Genomic DNA, 17,247 nt, shown 5'->3' with positions numbered 1-17,247 from the left:
TCCGATGCTTAGAAAACTACTACCTCTCGTTGTTATATCCGCCATGATAGGTGCCGCTTGGTTTATTTTCTCTAACCCACCGGCAGTGGATCGTTCACCAAGGGCGCGGGCTGCCGCAATGACCGTTCAGGTTGAGACAATTAAACCCCAGAACTATCAATTGATTGTTAAGCGTTATGGGCGGGTTCTGGCTCGCCAGCGCACCAGTTTGGTTGCAGAGGCTGCGGGTAAGGTGACCTACATAGCGCCTGAGTTAAGATCTGGTGGACAGCTGAGCAAAGGGCAATTGCTGCTCAAACTTGATGATTCCCGTTATCAGGCAGAGCTTGCAATCGCAGAAGCTTCCCTGACAGAAAGTCTGCAGAATTTGGCGGATGAAGAGGCTCAGGCGATACAGGCTAAACAAGCCTGGAGCTTATCCGGACAGCCTGGTGAACCCAGTGAACGGGTTTTACGGGTACCTCAGCTTAAAGCAGCCCGGGCACAGGTTGCCAGTGCCCGCAGTTCTGTTCGATTAGCTAAAATCGCTTTACAGGACACGCGCCTTACAGCCCCTTTCGCCGCTAAGGTGGCAAGTGTTGCTGTTGAAGTGGGGCAGGCCATTAGCTCCGGCAGTGAAATTGCAACTCTGATAGCGGACAGAGCACCGGAAATTGAAGTGGCTTTGCACCAGCGTGATCTTGATTATCTGTCACCAGAAACTGAGCCACCGGCTTTAGTTCAGGATGAGGTCAAGCAATATCAGGGTTCACTTCTGCGTACTGCTGCTGAGCTGGATAGTGCCAGTCAGCAGTTGATGGCAACGGTGACTCTGGACGGCCCTGTATCCTCTGACGGCAATAACGAATCTCCCCAGAGCTGGCCACAGGTGGGGCGTCTGGTTGAGGTTGCTATTGATGGGACAGAGCTTAAAGATGTGATTGTGATTCCTAATGGGTCTGTCTATCAAAGCCGCTATGTCTATGTGGTTGAAAAAAGACGCCTGAAAAGGCGCGAAGTTACCATTAGCTGGCATGATGATCTTTATTCAGTTGTCAGCAGTGGCCTGCAACCCGGAGAGCAACTTGTGCTAACGCCACTTGGTCAGGTGACCAGTGGTATACGTGTTGCCGTTACTGAAAAAAGTGAGGGCCAGCAGCCATGATAGCCTGGTTTGCCCGCAACCATGTTGCCGCTAATCTGATGATGATCTCGATCTTATTGGCGGGTATTTTCTTTCTGGTTAAGAAAGTTCCTTTGGAAGTTTTTCCATCGGTTGAGTTTGACCAGGTTAACGTATCAGTCAGCTTACGTGGTGCCAGCCCGGAGGATATGGAGCAAGGTGTTGCGATTCTGATTGAGCAAAGTATTCAGGGCCTGGAAGGTATCGAGCAGATTGTCAGTCGCTCGGCGGAGGGCAGTACTCAGGTTAGTATCGAGGTTGCCGATGGCTATGACCCTAAGGAATTGTTAACTGATATTAAGTCACGGGTTGATGCGATCAATAATCTTCCGTCTGACGCTGATCGTCCGACAGTCGCCTTGGCAGAACGTATTCGTGAAGTGATCTCTATTGCAATATCCGGTGATCTGTCAGAGCGTGAAATTCGCCAATCAGCGGAGCAGGTTCGTGATGATCTTATTCGTGCCCCCGGGGTGACCCAGGTGGAATTGGCCGGTGTGCGTGACTATGAAGTTTCAATCGAAGTGTCACCACGAAACCTTAAAGAACATGGTTTGACCCTGGGGGATATTGAGCAGAGCATCGAGTTAGAATCAACGGATCTATCTGCCGGTAATATGAAAACTCTTGGTAATGAGGTGCTGATCAGTTCAAAAGGCCAGCGCTATACTCAGCGGGAGTTTGAAAATATCGTTGTCAAAGCGGATGAGAATGGCGGTTTGGTTCGGCTTGGTGATATTGCGACCGTTCGTGATGGCTTCGAAGAATCCCCACTGAGAACCCGTTTTAATGGTAAGCCCGCAGCCATGGTCGATGTTTATCGGACCGGGCAGGAAAGTGCTATTGCAGTTGCGGATGCGGTGAAGGAATATATTGCTTCCCGCCAAGATGGGCTGCCGGCAGGTCTCGAAATCACCTATTGGGATGATGATTCAGAGGTTGTTAAGAAGCGCCTGAACACTCTGCTGAGTAATGCGATGCAAGGGGGGCTTCTGGTACTGGCTCTGCTGACACTTTTTCTGAGACCTGCCATCGCATTCTGGGTTTTCATCGGCATTCCAATCAGCTTTATGGGTGCTTTTATTCTGCTTCCCCTGCTGGGTGTCAGTTTGAATATCGCCAGTTTATTCGGCTTTATTCTTGTACTGGGCATTGTGGTTGATGATGCTATTGTTACCGGTGAAAATGTCTACAGCCACCTGAGAAAGTCGGATAGTGGGCTTGACGCAGCGATTGCGGGCACCAAAGAAGTCGCAGTCCCTGTTACTTTTGGTGTATTAACGACGGTAGCCGCTTTTTTACCTCTGGCTTTTATTGGAGGCCACAGAGGGGCGATTTTTTCCCAGATACCCGCTGTTGTCATTCCTGTACTGCTGTTCTCACTGATTGAATCTAAATTTGTACTACCGGCTCACCTCAAGTATATCCGGCTACGTCAGGGGAGTGAAAAACAGTCACGACTTGAACGTTGGCAGCAGGGTTTTGCTGATGGCTTTGAACGCTTTATTCTGCGTTATTACCGGCCCGCCCTTAAGCGTGTGCTGCGCTATCGCTACACCGCTCTGGCGCTTTCTGTTGGTGCGCTGATTCTGTTATTTGCAACGGTAAGCTCCGGGTGGATGCGCTTTACCTTTTTCCCTAAAGTGCCCAGTGAGACCGCAAGGGTAACTCTGACGATGCCAACAGGGACAGCGTTTGATGTTACAGACCGCTTTGTTGTTAATATGACCGACCAGGCACGGGTACTGCAGGAAAAACATCGCGATCCTGTGTCTGGTGTTAGTGTTATTCAGAACATATTCTCAACGACGGGCTCAAAGGGCGAGGCTCATGTGGGACAGGTGCGATTTGAGATTACTCCGGCAGAAGAGCGGGATTCCAATATTACCAGTCTGGAGCTAGTCAATGAGTGGCGTGATCTTATCGGCCCAATACCTGGTGCAGAGTCTATTGCTTTCAGAGCGGAGCTTGGCCGGGTCGGTGACCCAGTAGACATCGAACTTTCCGGTTCAGATCTTAGCGTGCTCTCTGAGGTTGCTGAGCAGGTCAAAGAACGTCTTGCGACCTATCCAAGTTTGTTCGATATAACGGACTCACTGGCGGATGGTAAGCAAGAGCTGCAAATTGAACTCAAGCCCCAGGCATATATGCTGGGACTGGACCGCTCAACGATTATGCAGCAGATTCAGAAAGCCTACCTGGGTGCTGAAGTTCAGAGTATTCAGCGGGGCAGGGAAGAAGTGGTTGTTATGCTGCGCCTCCCACAGCAAGCTCGTAACTCCATATCTGACCTGTTGGACCTGGAAATTGCTAATGGCTCCGGAACCCTTATTCCTCTATCGCATCTGGTAGAGCTTGAGCCAGGTAAGAGTCCTTCTGCTATCTATCGTATTGATGGCTATCGAACAATCAATGTCACTGCGGATATGGACAAAAAGACGGCCAATACGACCGTAATGAATCAGGATCTTAAGCAGTATCTCGATCAGTTAACGCAGCAGTATCCGTCAGTTGCTTATACGCTTCGTGGTGAAGCAGAGGAGCAGGCTGAGTCATTCGGATCGCTTCAAATTGGTTTGCTGTTAGTTCTTTTTGTGATTTATGCCCTGCTTGCAATCCCTTTTGGCAGCTACAGCCAGCCATTGATCGTGATGTCAGTGATCCCTTTTGGTGCTATTGGTGCGGTATTAGGGCATGCCATCATGGGTATGCCTCTGACCATTATGAGCCTGATGGGCTTACTGGCACTGGTGGGTGTTGTCGTAAATGACAGTTTGGTATTGGTGGACTTTGTCAATCAGAAGCGACAGGCCGGCGATAAACTATATAAAGCGATTATGAGTGCGGCACCTAAGCGGTTCAGACCGGTAATGCTGACCTCTATGACAACCTTTATTGGCTTATTTCCGCTTCTGTTTGAGAAGTCAACGCAAGCTCAGTTTTTGATTCCTATGGCGGTTTCTTTAGGTTTTGGGATTTTGTTTGCTACACTGATTACACTGTTCCTGATCCCTGTTAACTATATGATTCTTGAAGATATTAAGTCTTTTGTTCATCGGGATAAGAAAAATACTCATGATCATTAATCACCGGTTGTCACAGGCAGATCAATAAGCAGGAAACAGCTTCTTTTTCAGGGGTATGGGAAGCCTGGAAGACATACTTCATGCAGCAGCCGAAACGGATACCGGCTGCTGAATCTGCAGGGTTAGCAATATGTTGCTGTACCTGCTAAGGATTTACGATGCGTATCCTATTGTCATCCCCGCTGACAGATCAGGGCTTCTATCTGGATGCTATGCACAAATTTTGTCCCTACGCTGATATCCGCTTATGGGAAGATATAAAAAAGAGTGACTGGCAGGCAGAGTATGCTCTCGTCTGGAAACCTGAAAACGAGCTATTTCTTCATCAGACTCAGTTGCGTGCGATCTTCAATCTTGGTGCTGGTATTGACGCATTGGAGAAACTGCCTGACCTGCCGCAGGATATCCCACTTTATAAATTACGGGATGCCGGGATGGGGCAGTGGATGCTGGAATATGTGCTTTACGGCATGATTCACTTTGGCAGACACCTTGATCACTATCGTAATCATCAGAAACGTCAACTTTGGCAACCAGAGCTGACGCACTGCTTGCAGACCCGTAAAGCCGGCATTCTCGGACTGGGCCCTTTGGGTGTGTTTGTCGGTCAGCAATTAACCCAACTGGGTTATAGCGTTTTAGGTTGGAGCCGGAGCCCGAAACCCGATCTTGGTTTTGAGCAGATTAATGGCTATGACGACCTGGATACTTTTCTTTCCCGTTGTCAGTTTCTGGTTAATCTTTTACCTGCAAAGGATGAAACCTACCATTTGTTGAATGAGCATCGCCTGATGCAACTGCCTCGTGGTGCCGTTGTCATTAGTGTTGGTCGGGGCTGTGTGATTGATGAGCACGCTCTGCTGGTTCAGTTGCAAACTCAGCACCTGCGAGGAGCTCTATTGGACGTCTTTGAGCATGAGCCTCTGGCGAAAGAGCATCCTTTCTGGCAACAGGAAAACCTCGTGATTACACCGCATATGGCGGCTCCTACTCAGCATGAGGAAGCCATTAAGCAGATATTGGCCGATATTCTGGATATTGAGCTGGGTAACGGGCATAACCTGATCTGATAGCTGGCTTTCTGCGGATGTAGCGTATCCTGACCCCCTTTATAAGACTTATTTTTCCTGGCAGGTTACAAATCTTTACCATGTTTGCTGGGTTTTCTGAGTTTTATCACTGATCTGTAAGGCATCTTCCACTAGAATTCCGGCCCAATCCCACAGCGATGCAGTGGATATTTCGTTTTCTGGTTTGAGGATGCTTCTTTATGTTTGACCCTGTTTTGATGGGGTGTTTAATTCTGCTGGTGATCGCTGCATTGTGGGTGACCGAATGGATTCATGTCAGCATGACAGCCCTATTGGTTCCGGTGCTGGCGGTGGTCTCCGGGATTTTTGATGTGAAAGAGGCTTTCAGCGCTTTTGCTAACCCGATTATTTTTATTTTTCTGGGTGGTTTTGCTCTGTCTGCTGCCTTGCATAAGCAAAAGCTGGATCAAAGAATTGCTCAGGCCATTCTGAGTATTGCTGCAGGTAAACTGAGCAAAGCAGCAAATCTGATCTTTATGGCCACTGCAGTTCTGTCGATGTGGATTTCAAACACGGCTACGGCAGCTATGATGCTGCCTTTGACTCTCGGTGTGTTATCTGCACTGGATTCGTCAAAACATCGTCGTACTTATCTTTTTTTCCTGTTGGGCATCGCTTTTTCAGCCAACATTGGTGGTATCGGAACCCTGGTGGGCAGCCCGCCCAATGCCATTGCCGCTGCGGCGGTTGGCTTGAGTTTTACGGGCTGGATGATGGTTGCCCTGCCGGTGGTGGTTGTCCTGATGCCGTTGATGATCTTTACATTAAAGTTCACCTGTAAGCCGGAATTGAGTCAGCCTGTAGCTTTTGAAACGGAAAAATTACCACCTCTCAATCATGCTCAGCTTATGACCCTGCTTGTGTTTGGTCTGACGGTTGCTGGTTGGGTTTTCAGTAAGCCTCTTGCGGCATTTCTGGGTATTGCCAGCGGTATTGATGCCGTTGTTGCGGTTAGTGCCATTCTGTTACTGACGGCATTACGGTTACTGGATTTTAATGAGTTAAATGAACAAACCGATTGGGGCATTTTGCTGCTGTTTGGTGGCGGCTTAACGCTGAGTGCTCTGCTATCCGCATCGGGGGCCAGTGCATTTATCGCGAATCATATTATTGTGATGATTGAACACACACCTCTGATGGTCTTCATTATCTGTCTGATTATTTTTGTTATGGTGTTAACGGCAGTGGCCAGCAATACAGCCAGTGCTGCACTGCTGCTACCTATCTTTCTGCCGCTGGCAGAAGGCGTGGGCCTGGGGCAAACAGCTCTTGCAGTGTTAATTGCTATTGGTGCCTCCTGTGCCTTTACTCTGCCTGTGGCAACACCACCAAATGCTATTGTATTTGGCAGTGGCTTTGTACCTCAAAAAGAGATGCTCAGGGTAGGTTCGTTACTCAGTCTTGTGGTACTACCTATTCTGGTGGGGGTTGGCCTGAGCTAGTACTTTCTTATTTGGCAAGCCTTGCAACTGTTACGGCATCATTTGGTAAAAGCCTTAGGGCTTTTATGGGGGGCATTTGTTAGAATGCGCGCCCTATTTGATACTCGGTTTTACGACTAAGGCAGGCTATGACCGTTCTTCTGATGACTCCACCGATGACACAGCTGAATACACCGTATCCGGCAACAGCTTACCTGACTGGCTTTTTACGCTCCAGGGGCTATGACGCGGTGCAAAGAGATCCGGCCATTGAGCTTTTCCTTGAGATGATGACCGTCCAGGGACTGGATATTATTCGTCAGCATGTCGAAGAAAATTTTGAGCTGTTTGATGAGGAGCAGTTACCACCTGTTGTTCGTTGTTTTCTCAGAAAATTTGACCGTTACCGGCTTTGCGTAGAGCCCGCGATCCGCTTTCTGCAAGGTAAAGATCCAAGTCTTGCCCTACGAATTATCTCGCGCACCTTTCTGCCTGAAGGCCCTGCTTTTGACGCTATTGCTCAAATGGAAACCGTTTCCGGTGATGTACTAAAATCGGCTTTTGGTGATTTGGGGGTACAGGATAAAGCTAAGTATCTGGCAACCCTGTTTATCAACGACCTTTCCGCTGTCATTACCCAGGGTGTAGATCCTTATTTTGAGGTTAGTCGCTATGGAGAGCGCCTTGCGGCTGCTAATCCCAGCTTTGATGCCCTCTATGATACGTTAATGGCCGAACCCAGTTTCAGCTCGGAGATTCTGGAGCAACTGGTGGAACTCTATGTGGAGGAAACCCAGCCCAGTGTTGTTGCGCTAACGGTGCCTTTCCCCGGTAACATGCTGGGCGCGTTGCGGATTGCACAGACCTGTAAGGAGATCAACCCTGACCTGCCTGTCATCATGGGTGGGGGCTTTGTTAATACTGAGCTGAGGGCTTTGAAAGATCCGCGAATTTTTGAGTTTGTCGATTTCATCTGCCTGGATGATGGTGAGCGGCCTTTATTGACCTTGCTGGAATATTTTTCCGGACAGCGTCAGGCCGATGATCTGGTGCGTACCTACTTTCTGGCAGAAGATGAGTCAGGGCGGCAATACGTGCATTTAAATGAAAACCCTATGCTGCATGATATTCCACAGACCGATGTGGGCACACCGGTTTATGATGGCCTGCCTCTGAATGATTATCTCTCTTTATGCGAGATGCTGAACCCCATGCATCGCATCTGGAGTGATGGCCGCTGGAACAAGCTGACGATTGCCCACGGTTGTTACTGGAGAAAGTGCAGTTTCTGTGATGTTACTCTCGACTACATTGATCGCTATGATGAAGCTGGTGCCGATATACTAGTTGATCGCATTGAACAGCTGATCGAAGAAACCGGTCAGACGGGCTTTCACTTTGTTGATGAGGCGGCACCACCAAAGGCGCTTTTTGCCATGGCTCGTCGCTTGATCGAGCGAGGTGTTGTGATAAGTTGGTGGGGTAATATTCGTTTTGAGAAGACGTTTACGCCTGAGCGTTGCCAACTGTTAGCTGATTCCGGTTGTATCGCCGTCAGTGGTGGTCTGGAAGTTGCGTCCGACCGGCTACTTAAGCTGATGAAAAAAGGTGTCAGTGTTGAGCAGGTTGCCAGAGTAACGAAAGCTTTTAGTGACAGTGGCATTTTAGTTCATGCTTATCTGATGTATGGCTTTCCGACGCAAACTGAGCAGGAAACCCTGGATGCCCTTGAAATGGTTCGGCAGATGATGCAAGAAGGGTGCTTTCAGTCAGCTTACTGGCACCGGTTTGCAGCCACCATACATAGCCCCATTGGCGTCAACCCGGATGAATATGGTATTCGTCTTGAGCCGCGACCTGAAACCCTGTTTGCTGAGAATGATGTCGAGTTTACCGATCCCACAGGGACAGATCACAACATGCTCGGAACAGGGCTGCGCAAAGCCTTATACAATTATATGCACGGTATTGGTTTTGATCAGCCGATCGCATTCTGGTTTGAGCAACCGGTTGCGACTACGACGGTAAAGAATGACCTCATCTCTAAGGCCATCAATGATTTGATTATCAGCCGCTAAGTTGGCGGTTCAGGTACAGCGTTCCAGTTCTGTCAGTAAAATAAGTGCCTGTTCCCGGGAGTCGCCGCAGACATAGTCCGCCGGCTGGAAGTCACCACAGACTTTAGGTCGTTCAGGCCGTCCAAAAAGCTCGCACTTCAGATCCGATAACAGGTGGGCACAAGGTACGCCCGCCGGTTTGCCCGTGGGCATTTTGGGTAGTGGGCTGCTGATACTGGGGGCGGTATAGCAAGCTGCACAGCCCATACGGCATGTTAGCGCCATGTATACTCCAAATATGCGAAATTCAGGGAACCTGAATACTTTTTTATGATCTTAGTCTATTAATTAATTCCAGAGGAGTTGGCAATATAAGCCTGTATTCCTGATTTTCCAGTATTATGCCTTACTTTGGCGACTTTTTGTTAGCCTGCTATACCCACATCACTATTAAATGAGTTGCTAAAGTCAACTCTACAGAGGAGACGGATTATGCCCGTTGCAAGCGCACGTCACATTTTGGTGGCCGATGAACAGCAATGTCTGAACCTGAAAGCCGAAATTGAGTCCGGTAAAGATTTTGCTGCTGTAGCTCAGGAGCACTCACTTTGTCCATCCGGTGCGGAAGGCGGTGATCTTGGCAGTTTCCGCCCCGGTGAGATGGTACCGGAGTTTGATAAAGCTGTTTTTTCCGGTGATTTGAATACCGTTCTAGGACCGGTTCAGACTCAATTTGGCTACCATCTGCTGGAAGTAACCAGCCGTAACTAACCAGACGTAGCATATATCTCTTAATTTGGTATTATCTGTTATAGGGTGTTCGAAAGCCTGCTGATGAGTTCATCGCCAGGCTTTAATTCTATCTGGATGATAGAAAATAATAACAAGACATCCTGATAAGCAAACGCTTATAAAAATGGACTACTTGATTGATGAGGTATGCTTATGAAAAAGCAACTGAAGCCCCGTATTGCCAGCTTAGTACTTGCCCTAAGTTGTGGTGGTGCATCCGGGTTGGCATTAGCTGATGCTGACCCGATAAAAGGACAGCAAACATCGGCGATGTGCATCGCCTGCCATCAGGCAGACGGTAATGGTAAAAGTAACGCTGGCGCTGAGTCATGGCCACGACTCGCAGGTCTGAATGCGGAATATATTGAAAAACAACTGCGGGATTTCCGTGGAGGGCTCAGGCAGAGTGCCACCATGATGCCTTTCGCGAATATGCTGACGGAACAGCAAATTAAGAATGTTTCAGCCTATTATGCGCAGCTCACACCTACGCATACTGAAGCGGTCTCTCTGACTGATGAGCAGCAGGCTCTGGGCAAGCGCCTTGCTGTAAGGGGCGATTGGGACCGGTATATACCGGCCTGTAACAGTTGTCATGGGCCCGATGCAGCTGGAGTTGGAAAAAGCTTTCCGGAGCTGGCAGGGCAACACTCTGATTATATTCGCCAGCAACTGCATGCCTGGAAAAACGGAAGCCGCAGTAATGACCCAAATAACCTGATGCTGGCAGTGGCCAAACGGATGACAGAGCAGGATATTGATGCCGTCGCTTTATGGCTTGCTAAACAGCCGATCAAATAAGGGAGATTGATCATGGATATTGCAAACAAACGGGGCGTTCTATTGCTGTTTGGGATAATGGCCTGTGGCATAACCGTCGCTGATACTTCTGTAAAACTGCCGGAACCGAAAGAAGGGCAGTATGTCCATCAGGCGCCGACGCTTGAAGACCTGGAAAAGGATGAAAGTTTAAAGCCGCAGTTAAAGGCCGTTATTCGGAAAGGCTACGATCTGTTTATGAATACGCAACAGCTACGTGGTGAGAATGTTTTTAACGATATGAACTGCCGAACCTGTCATATGGGTGAGGGGCGTAAAATGTGGGCAGCCCCAGTCTGGCCTGCCAGTACGACATTGCCTGATTTTCGGGGCAAAAACCAACATGTTAACTCAGTTGAAGAGCGGATCGCAGGCTGTTTTGCATTCTCGATGAACGGAAAGCCCCCCGCCTACGGTAGTGATACCATGCTTGCTCTTGTGGCCTATCAGCAATGGATGGCAAAGGGTGCTCCTGTTTATGAGACTAATATTGCAGGTCGAGGTTTTGGCAAATTAGAGAAGCCAAAACTTGAGCCGGATTATGGTCGTGGTGAAGCGGTCTTCTCCGAGAACTGTTCTGTTTGCCATGGTGATAAAGGGCAGGGTCAGAAAAATGCTGAAGGAACAGTTGTTTTTCCGCCCTTATGGGGGGATGGAGCATATAACTGGGGCGCTGGTATGACCCGTATTTTTACCGCAGCAGCATTTATTAAACACAATATGCCATTAGGGCAGCCAGGTAAGTTAAGTGATCAGGATGCCTGGGATGTGGCCTACTTTATTAATGCTCAGGAGCGCCCTCAGGACCCTCGTTTTGTTGGTAGCGCTGAGGCTACCCGTGAGAAATTCCTGAACTTCCATAAGCATACGCTATACGGAACTAAGGTTAATGGCCGGGTATTAGGTGCGCATACTAACACCGGTGAAAAGCCTTTTCTTAAACCCGACAATCTGAAGCCCCGTACCTTTGAGCAGGGCTCCGACAGCTGGTAGCAATAACGCCGTCAGATATGCAAAAAGCCTGGTGCCATCAGCACCAGGCTTTTTTCGGTTTAGCGCAAAAGATGATCCCAGTCTATTTGGGTGTCAGAGCCTGAGACTCAAAGTGGATACCGTCCCAGCCATGGTGCATAAAATTACGGATATTTCCATGGTCTGTACCCTCAGGTGTGTTGAGCACATCCTGATAAAAGCGCCCGAAGCAGCGAAGGGTGCTCTCTTCACTCAGCTGCTGATCTTTTGCAAATGCAAATATTTTACAGCTGCCTTCGTTCTGGCCTGCTTCATTTCTTATGTCGCCATTACTGAAGGCGGCTGGGGTGTAGTGGTAGAGGTCGGTAATGACCTGTTGGGTTTCTTCAAACTCAGGGCCAGTAGCTGTCGCAAGCTTATTTAAAAAGTTACTTAAAGTCATCCGGTTGCCTTATGCATGGGTGGAAGAATAGTGGCAAATATTCCAGTGGATACTGACTGATTTTCCCATAAAAAGACAGTTTGTACGGCTTCTGGCCTATAGATAAAAAATAATTCTGCTCTTTTGGTTTTTACTGGGGTGAAGGCAGACTTTATTCTATGGACTCAGGGCCGGCAATATTCTTTACCTTAAACAAGAGTTTTGAGCCATTGATTAAGGTCCTGTTGTGACGTTGTTGTAGTTTTTTTGTAACAAAAAACAGATCAATACTTATTATATATATGTTATTGAATCCCACAATGTAGCCTAATACCCTGATTTTTCGTGGTGTTTTGAGGTATATCAAGCCTTGCTACCAATTTCTTTGACTGGCGTCAGGTCAAAATCAAACTTTACATACACTTTAAACATCTTTTCATCTGCTGGATGAGGTGCTAAATTGCCGCGCCTTCAACTTAATATAAGTAATTATTTATTTATTCTGCCTGATCTCATGGAGTTTTATTTTGAACCGTCTCGTAATGTCTGCTGATGTGTCGCATCTACTGGAAGGTGTTTCACAAGGTATGGAACTGATTGATACGGCATTTGCTCATATCAGTTTAGATCAGCAGTTGACGGTTCTTTCGTCTAATACTCAGTTTAAACAGATGGCAAGGCAGTATCACTTACCGGAGGAGGTTTTAGCCAGTTGGTTGAAAGGAACTCTATTTCAGAGCCGGGAAGAATTAGTATCAGAACTGAGTAAAACATCTGCACTTACGGCGGAGGGCAGAGGTCATGCAAGTGATGGCAAAAGCTTTCACTTCCAATGGTCTCTGAAACAGCTCTCAGATTCGACAGCACTTTGTTTTGTGCGTGATATTCGCTGGCGACAGAAGTATCAGGACCAATGGACACTCTTTGAGCGTATTTTTAACTCCAGTCGCGCATCGGTTGTTGTAACCGATGCCAGTAACAGGATTGTATTAGCGAATAAGCGGTTTGAAGAGATCTCTGGTTACCCTTCTGCTGAAGTACTGGGGTTTGACCCTGGTTTCTTCAGCTCAGGTCGTCAGGACAAAGCATTTTACCGAAACCTCTGGCAAAGCCTGATCAGTGAAGGGTACTGGTCTGGCCTTATCTGGAATCGTCGAAAAGATGGTCAGGAATACCCGGAGCAAAAAACGATCTATACCGTGTTGAATGAAGCAGGGCAGATTACGCATTATTTTTCATCAGGAGAAGTTGTATTGCACAACGATGCTCCGGCCCTGGTCAGCTCATTAGCACCGGGCCAGAGTAACAGTATTATGGGGCAACAGGGACTGATCGAAACACTTGCCCGTAAGCTACAAAATCATCAGCAGCCGATTACTATTTTTTATATCGGGATTGACAATATGGGCCGCCTGAACCACCATGGTGGTATGGCATTAGGTGATCATATTATCAGAACAACCCTGCAGCGTTTGTCAGAGACCTTTCTGCCGGACGGCTATGTGGCTCGCTCCGTTGGTGATGAATTTATTATTGCGGCGCCTTTTATAACGTCACCTTCCCAGGCCGAATCTGTTGCTCAGGGGTTGTTGGAAGCATTACAAAGTAGCATTGAATATCAGTCGATCGAATGGCGTTCTACGGTCAGTATTGGCATTAGTTTACTGGAACAGAACCAACGCCCCCGGGAGGCAGTTGAGCAGTCTCATATCGCTATGCACCATGCGAAAGAGCAAGGGGGCAACAGCAGTCATTTCTTTAATAGTGAGCTGCAGAAAATCGCAAAAGAGGGCGTACTTCTGGAACAGGCCCTCCATCTGGCATTGGCACGTAACGAGTTCGCGCTTCATTATCAGCCAATTGTTGATACCGAAACCGGTCAGCTGGTTGGTGCTGAGGCTTTGTTGCGCTGGCATTCTGAGCAATTTGGTTTTGTGCCACCGGATCGCTTTATACCCATTGCTGAGCATTCCGGGCTGATCCATGAGCTGGGGCACTGGGTAATTGAAGAAGTATGCCATCAGCTGAACCGCTGGGGTGAAAGCTTTACGGGAAGTATCGCTGTCAATTTATCCGCGCATCAATTGCAGTATGCCGGGTTAGCGGAACAGTTAATGTCGGTTTTGAATAAGCACCGGATTCCTGTTGAGAGAATTTCTCTTGAGATTACAGAAACGGCGATGATTCAGGATGCCAACTCGGCAGTTTCTGTCGTAACGGATCTTAAAGAAGCAGGCTTTATGCTTTCCATTGATGACTTCGGTACTGGCTACTCCAGTTTGAGTTACCTGACCCGTTTTCAACTTGATAAGTTAAAAGTTGATCGTTGCTTCGTGCAGAAAATGACAGAGCAACCCCAGGAACGCCTGGTAACTAAGGCTATTGTTCAGTTGGCAAAGAGTCTCGGCATGCAGATCGTTGCTGAAGGTGTTGAAACTCTGGAGCAGAAATCTGCGCTGGAAGCTCTTGAGTGTGATTACCTCCAGGGGTATCTGATCAGTAAACCTTTGCCTGCTAATGAATTTGAATTGTTTGCTAAAAACCTGACCCGAGCCAGCCTGGATGAGTGCATTGCACGCCTTCCAGAGGCAGATGAAAGTATCATTTAAGGACCCCTATTCGATGTCACAAGTTTCTGTTACTCAAAGGGCGATAAAGGTCGACCCTGATCGGTGCATTATTTCGACAACCGATAAAAAGGGAATTATTCAGGACTGTAACGACTATTTTGTTACTTTGTCCGGTTATGGGCATAACCAGCTCATCGGAGCCCCTCATAACATCATTCGGCATCCTGATATGCCGAAAGAAGCTTTTTCTGACCTTTGGAAACGGGTATCCAAAGGGGAAAACTGGATCGGCTTGGTTAAAAACCGTACCGCTGATGGTGATCACTACTGGGTTGATGCTTTTGTGACGCCGATTTTTGAAGGTTCGGAAATTACAGGGTATCAATCCGTTCGTCACAGCCCTGACCAGCCGGATGTTGATCGTGCTGATGAACTTTATAAGGCTATCAGAGGTGGGAAGGGGCTTCTGTCCCACTGGTTTAAAAGCAGGAGTCGCACTTTTATCACGTTTGCACAGGGCGTCTTGTTTACTTTACCCCTGTTGGTGTTGGCCCTCTGGATGGCTGATATCGCCCTGGATAAAAGCAGCCTGATTGTTATCTTTTCTCTTCTTGGCCTAGGCTTTGCTGCTTTTCAGCAGTCGAAACAGTATCGCAGGCTGGCGGCTAAGTGTCGTAAGATCTACAGCGATCCACTGGGGCAGAAAGTCTACAGTAACTATCATGATGAAGTGGGTGAAGTTGATATCGCCCTGCATTATCTGGATCGCACAATGAAAACGGTTGTGAACCGTCTTGATAATGCATCAGTCCATTTTCATCGCCATATTGAAGGGGTTTCTGAGCAGGTTGCTCAAGTGAGTTCTCAGACAGAGACTCAGCTTGATGAGCTGGCACAGACCGCTACTGCTATGGAGCAAATCAGTGTTGTGACTGAAGAGGTCGCCCGTAACTGTGATGCGGCTGCCAGCGTTTCCCGAAAAACGGATGAAGTGAGCTACTCGGGTCAGGAAATTGTGCGAAGAAGCGAGCAGGCGATACAGTCCTTATGCGATTCAGTGCGTAGTTCAACGGCTCAATTAGAAGCGTTACAGGAACAGAGTGAGAATATTAATCAGATTCTGGATGTGATTGGTGGCATAGCTGAACAGACAAACCTTCTGGCGCTAAATGCCGCTATTGAGGCAGCCCGTGCAGGTGAAGCAGGGCGAGGGTTTGCTGTTGTTGCGGATGAGGTCCGGGGGTTGGCCCATCGCTCTCAACAGTCAACGCTGGATATTCAGACTATTTTATCTCAGTTTCGTGATCAGACCCGTGAAGTGGTTAGCCGAATGCAAACTTCCGAATCACTGGCTGTTTCTACGGTTGACGAGATTAAACAGGCTGAGCAGGTATTGGCTGAACTTCAGGCGATTATCAGTCAGCTGGGTCAGATGAATATCCAGATCGCATCTGCCGCTGAAGAGCAATCTGCTGCAGCTAACGAGATGAAAGAGCGTATTTCATTGATACATCAGTCAGCGCGGGCAACAGCTGATGCCAGTCGTGCGACCCGGCAGTCCAGCCTTCACCTGGTGGATGAAGCTAATGACCTGTCCAGCCTGATTCAGCGTTTCGGTCGGGCCTGAAACCATCTGTTCTGATGTTCTGCCTGGCCGGAAGGAATATCTTTCCGTTCTCAGGCCTTTCTAATTGGCCCGGTCAGCTATGCTTGCTCTATAGCAATGCTTGTTAGCACCAAATGCACTATGTTTCAGATAGCAGGTAAAAAAGCGCTCTACCAGATTTAAGATGAGAAAGCCTTGTAGCGCTGAGAGCTAAATCGAAAAGGAGTAGCCCATGGCTGATGCCAGATTGTCACCTTGCCTGATAGAGTTTAGCCGGAAGATCGTTATGGCATTGCTTTTGCCAGCATCACTGTTGATGACAGGGTGTTTCTATAATGATGATACGCCATCAGGCAGTGCTACAGGTAAGCAGATGTATACGGAGTATTGCGCAAGTTGCCATAAGGCCAACGGTCTTGGAAAATTTCTGATGGGTATTCCTGCCAACGCTACCCACAAGCTGAGTCGGGCTGAAGTCGTAAAGCTGATCCGGGAAGGTGATCCCCGCTATCCCAGAATGCCCACTTTCCCGCAGATTAAGTTCAGCCAGGCTGATAAGATTGCACATTATTTAGCTGAACTTAAACAGCAGCGTTAGTCACTACCATCCTGGCTCCAAAAGTTGCTGATGTTCATCGGCCAGCTCTGAAACAGAAATTAGAAACTGATATAATGCTTATATTAGCCTGGTGTTACTGTGTTCACGTCACCGGGCTTCCGCATCTTAGAGGTTTTTGAATTTTAATGAGTTATATTGATTTAGACACTTACTCAAAGCGCTGGATTTTTCGCCATAAAGACCTGCCCATTACCGCTGAGGATCTGACTGCTATTAAGCCAATGACAGCAGAGCGCTCGGCACAGCTGTGGCAGTCGCAGATTAGCCAGAAAAGCTCAGACCATAGCTTTTTTCAAAAAGATGACTGGGCAGGTAATAGTAAAACCTGGTTAGAAAATGGACCCTGGCAACAGGCCTGGGACTGCAGTCGCAATGATCTCCCTGAATTAATGCAGCAGCACTTTGACTGGGAAGACAATACAACGGTTTATGTTTGTTATGACAGCGAGCATATTATCGAAACCACATGGGCTGTTTTCTGCCGGGCGTGGAAAAACTTCCTCTTCCTGGATGATGGGACGCTACTCATTGGCCGGAAGCGTAAGCAGGTTGCACAATTCTTTGACAATGGTGATATGCGCATTGGCCTTCGGCCATAACTGATGTGTTCGCTTGACTGTCTGCTTTCCGT

Annotated in this window: 14 protein-coding genes; 12 read left to right on the top strand and 2 right to left on the bottom strand. The window is 48.0% G+C overall.

Going from position 1 to position 17,247, the window contains the following annotated elements; all coding sequences use genetic code 11:
* Nucleotides 1–4: 4 nt before the first annotated feature.
* The 5 genes from BTA35_RS05465 to BTA35_RS05445 all read left to right on the top strand — a co-directional run bounded on the left by BTA35_RS05465 (nucleotide 5) and on the right by BTA35_RS05445 (nucleotide 8,838).
* A complete protein-coding gene (locus BTA35_RS05465; protein WP_078318823.1) occupies nucleotides 5–1,144 on the top strand; it encodes an efflux RND transporter periplasmic adaptor subunit in 1,140 nt (379 codons plus the stop codon).
* The gene (locus BTA35_RS05460) at nucleotides 1,141–4,248 is read left to right on the top strand and encodes an efflux RND transporter permease subunit (RefSeq protein WP_078318822.1); all 3,108 of its coding nucleotides are present in this window, start codon (nucleotides 1,141–1,143) and stop codon (nucleotides 4,246–4,248) included. Before BTA35_RS05465 ends, BTA35_RS05460 begins: the two co-directional genes overlap by 4 nt.
* A 158-nt stretch (nucleotides 4,249–4,406) precedes the next feature.
* Nucleotides 4,407–5,318, top strand: a complete 912-nt coding sequence (locus tag BTA35_RS05455) for an NAD(P)-dependent oxidoreductase (protein WP_078318821.1) — start codon at nucleotides 4,407–4,409, stop codon at nucleotides 5,316–5,318.
* A 200-nt stretch (nucleotides 5,319–5,518) separates the two neighbouring features.
* Nucleotides 5,519–6,781 carry an SLC13 family permease gene (locus BTA35_RS05450; protein WP_078318820.1) on the top strand — a complete coding sequence of 421 codons (1,263 nt, stop codon included), beginning with the start codon at nucleotides 5,519–5,521 and terminating at the stop codon, nucleotides 6,779–6,781.
* 128 nt (nucleotides 6,782–6,909) lie between these two features.
* The gene (locus tag BTA35_RS05445) at nucleotides 6,910–8,838 is read left to right on the top strand and encodes a B12-binding domain-containing radical SAM protein (RefSeq protein ID WP_078318819.1); all 1,929 of its coding nucleotides are present in this window, start codon (nucleotides 6,910–6,912) and stop codon (nucleotides 8,836–8,838) included.
* Between the two features lie 9 nt (nucleotides 8,839–8,847).
* Here BTA35_RS05445 and BTA35_RS05440 read toward each other — a convergent pair whose 3' ends face one another.
* On the bottom strand, nucleotides 8,848–9,102 hold the full coding sequence (locus BTA35_RS05440; RefSeq protein ID WP_078318818.1) for a hypothetical protein: 255 nt from the start codon (nucleotides 9,100–9,102) through the stop codon (nucleotides 8,848–8,850).
* Nucleotides 9,103–9,309: 207 nt separating this feature from the next.
* Between BTA35_RS05440 and BTA35_RS05435 the strand changes: the two genes are divergently transcribed.
* The 3 genes from BTA35_RS05435 (at nucleotide 9,310) to BTA35_RS05425 (ending at nucleotide 11,421) form a co-directional block, all read left to right on the top strand.
* Nucleotides 9,310–9,588, top strand: coding sequence for a peptidylprolyl isomerase (locus BTA35_RS05435; RefSeq protein WP_078318817.1), 279 nt, complete (start codon nucleotides 9,310–9,312; stop codon nucleotides 9,586–9,588).
* 174 nt (nucleotides 9,589–9,762) lie between these two features.
* Nucleotides 9,763–10,410, top strand: a complete 648-nt coding sequence (locus BTA35_RS05430) for a c-type cytochrome (protein WP_078318816.1) — start codon at nucleotides 9,763–9,765, stop codon at nucleotides 10,408–10,410.
* A gap of 12 nt (nucleotides 10,411–10,422) precedes the next feature.
* Nucleotides 10,423–11,421: a c-type cytochrome gene (locus tag BTA35_RS05425; RefSeq protein WP_078318815.1), complete on the top strand. Its 999-nt coding sequence runs from the start codon at nucleotides 10,423–10,425 to the stop codon at nucleotides 11,419–11,421.
* A gap of 82 nt (nucleotides 11,422–11,503) precedes the next feature.
* Here BTA35_RS05425 and BTA35_RS05420 read toward each other — a convergent pair whose 3' ends face one another.
* Entirely contained in the window at nucleotides 11,504–11,842 is a 339-nt protein-coding gene (locus BTA35_RS05420; RefSeq protein WP_078318814.1) for a HopJ type III effector protein, read from the bottom strand.
* Nucleotides 11,843–12,348: 506 nt separating this feature from the next.
* On the opposite strand from BTA35_RS05420, the gene BTA35_RS05415 reads away from it, so the two are divergent.
* The 4 genes from BTA35_RS05415 (at nucleotide 12,349) to BTA35_RS05400 (ending at nucleotide 17,215) form a co-directional block, all read left to right on the top strand.
* Entirely contained in the window at nucleotides 12,349–14,430 is a 2,082-nt protein-coding gene (locus tag BTA35_RS05415) for a sensor domain-containing protein (RefSeq protein WP_139363625.1), read from the top strand.
* Between the two features lie 13 nt (nucleotides 14,431–14,443).
* The gene (locus BTA35_RS05410) at nucleotides 14,444–16,018 is read left to right on the top strand and encodes a methyl-accepting chemotaxis protein (RefSeq protein WP_160055025.1); all 1,575 of its coding nucleotides are present in this window, start codon (nucleotides 14,444–14,446) and stop codon (nucleotides 16,016–16,018) included.
* 211 nt (nucleotides 16,019–16,229) lie between these two features.
* A complete protein-coding gene (locus tag BTA35_RS05405) occupies nucleotides 16,230–16,595 on the top strand; it encodes a c-type cytochrome (protein WP_078318811.1) in 366 nt (121 codons plus the stop codon).
* A 146-nt stretch (nucleotides 16,596–16,741) separates the two neighbouring features.
* Nucleotides 16,742–17,215 carry a DUF2947 domain-containing protein gene (locus tag BTA35_RS05400; protein ID WP_078318810.1) on the top strand — a complete coding sequence of 158 codons (474 nt, stop codon included), beginning with the start codon at nucleotides 16,742–16,744 and terminating at the stop codon, nucleotides 17,213–17,215.
* The last annotated feature ends 32 nt before the right edge of the window (nucleotides 17,216–17,247 follow it).

The organism is Oceanospirillum linum (assembly GCF_001995095.2).
GTDB lineage: Bacteria > Pseudomonadota > Gammaproteobacteria > Pseudomonadales > Halomonadaceae > Oceanospirillum > Oceanospirillum linum.
The sequence above is the reverse complement of the archived record's forward strand: the minus strand, read 5'-3'. Positions and strand labels throughout refer to the sequence as shown.

What these genes read in the sequence shown, in the direction of transcription:
- BTA35_RS05440 (WP_078318818.1), bottom strand. Translation starts at nt 9,102, where the DNA reads ATGGCGCTAACATGCCGTATGGGCTGTGCAGCTTGCTATACCGCCCCC.
- BTA35_RS05450 (WP_078318820.1), top strand. Translation starts at nt 5,519, where the DNA reads ATGTTTGACCCTGTTTTGATGGGGTGTTTAATTCTGCTGGTGATCGCT.
- BTA35_RS05410 (WP_160055025.1), top strand. Translation starts at nt 14,444, where the DNA reads ATGTCACAAGTTTCTGTTACTCAAAGGGCGATAAAGGTCGACCCTGAT.
- BTA35_RS05460 (WP_078318822.1), top strand. Translation starts at nt 1,141, where the DNA reads ATGATAGCCTGGTTTGCCCGCAACCATGTTGCCGCTAATCTGATGATG.
- BTA35_RS05430 (WP_078318816.1), top strand. Translation starts at nt 9,763, where the DNA reads ATGAAAAAGCAACTGAAGCCCCGTATTGCCAGCTTAGTACTTGCCCTA.
- BTA35_RS05420 (WP_078318814.1), bottom strand. Translation starts at nt 11,842, where the DNA reads ATGACTTTAAGTAACTTTTTAAATAAGCTTGCGACAGCTACTGGCCCT.
- BTA35_RS05445 (WP_078318819.1), top strand. Translation starts at nt 6,910, where the DNA reads ATGACCGTTCTTCTGATGACTCCACCGATGACACAGCTGAATACACCG.
- BTA35_RS05435 (WP_078318817.1), top strand. Translation starts at nt 9,310, where the DNA reads ATGCCCGTTGCAAGCGCACGTCACATTTTGGTGGCCGATGAACAGCAA.
- BTA35_RS05405 (WP_078318811.1), top strand. Translation starts at nt 16,230, where the DNA reads ATGGCTGATGCCAGATTGTCACCTTGCCTGATAGAGTTTAGCCGGAAG.
- BTA35_RS05455 (WP_078318821.1), top strand. Translation starts at nt 4,407, where the DNA reads ATGCGTATCCTATTGTCATCCCCGCTGACAGATCAGGGCTTCTATCTG.
- BTA35_RS05425 (WP_078318815.1), top strand. Translation starts at nt 10,423, where the DNA reads ATGGATATTGCAAACAAACGGGGCGTTCTATTGCTGTTTGGGATAATG.
- BTA35_RS05465 (WP_078318823.1), top strand. Translation starts at nt 5, where the DNA reads ATGCTTAGAAAACTACTACCTCTCGTTGTTATATCCGCCATGATAGGT.
- BTA35_RS05400 (WP_078318810.1), top strand. Translation starts at nt 16,742, where the DNA reads ATGAGTTATATTGATTTAGACACTTACTCAAAGCGCTGGATTTTTCGC.